The sequence below is a fragment of the Streptomyces sp. NPDC056503 genome, from assembly GCF_042794995.1.
GTDB lineage: Bacteria > Actinomycetota > Actinomycetes > Streptomycetales > Streptomycetaceae > Streptomyces.
On the sequence record NZ_JBHTST010000292.1, the window covers coordinates 1 to 1,024 of the forward strand.

Genomic DNA, 1,024 nt, shown 5'->3' on the forward strand with positions numbered 1-1,024 from the left:
TGTCAGCTCCAGACGCATAGAACCCTGTTCCGATTATAGGTATTGGATGGAACATATTCTTCTCTTCACTTGCCGCATCTGCCAGGTAAGCAGCCAGCTCTTCGTTTCTCGTCCCTTCCCAAGCTGCCACTGCTGTATCAAGTATGATCCATTTTGTGCGTTCTATCGTACTTTCCGTTAGATCCTCCCATTGTTTACTTAAAATAATCTCCAAGGAATCTATTAAGCTCTTAAAGGACAACTTCACTGACCTCCTTACGTGCAGATCCTGGAATGAATGTGCCATACCCTGGTTCAGCTATTACTTGGTGACCATCGTAAACTGTATTTCCTCTAACGATTGTTTGCACGATTTTCCCTTTACCTTGTTGGCCGTGGAATGGGCTTAACTTAGCTGTTGATTGAAATTGTTCTTCATTAATATAAAAGGTTTGTTTTGGATCTATAATTGTAAAGTCAGCATCAAATCCCTGCTTTAGTTTTCCTTTATTAGGAATTTGGAATACTTCAGCTGGTTGTGTGGACATCATTTGGGCAAATTCAACAGGTGTCAGCTTGCCCTTGGCAACAGTGCTATTAAACATTAACGGGACCATTACTTCCACTCCCGGCATTCCAGAAGTAGCTAGAAAGATATTTTCATTTCCTTTATCTTTTGTTTCCTTCGGCCATGGTGCATGATCGGAAGAAATCATCTCGATATTTCCTGCATGCAGATGTTTCCATAGTCCTTGCTGTTCCTCTGGTTTACGCAATGGCGGATTGTTTTTTGCCTTAGGACCGTGTTTTTCTAGGTCATTAACATTAAGGAGCAAATAAGGATAACAAGTTTCAGAGGTAACTTCTACTCCGTATCCTTTATAAATATTGATAAGCTCAAACGTTCTAGGATGTGAAACATGTACGATATGAAGCTTTGCACCAGTCCAATATGCAAACTCAAGCAGTTTTAAAACAGCACTTGTTTCTGATACTGGCGGTCTTGTTTCCATATGAGCAGCTGGATATACTTTATTTTCGCTCT

General features: G+C 40.5%; 2 protein-coding genes. Both read right to left on the reverse strand.

The features are described from left to right. A partial coding sequence (locus tag ACFQ8C_RS37130) for a hypothetical protein (RefSeq protein ID WP_383466392.1) occupies positions 1-247 on the reverse strand: 247 nt, incomplete at its 3' end. Beyond that, positions 231-1,024 (reverse strand): dihydroorotase family protein (locus ACFQ8C_RS37135; RefSeq protein ID WP_383466394.1); only part of this gene is annotated, 794 nt, incomplete at its 5' end. The genes ACFQ8C_RS37130 and ACFQ8C_RS37135, both read right to left, overlap by 17 nt.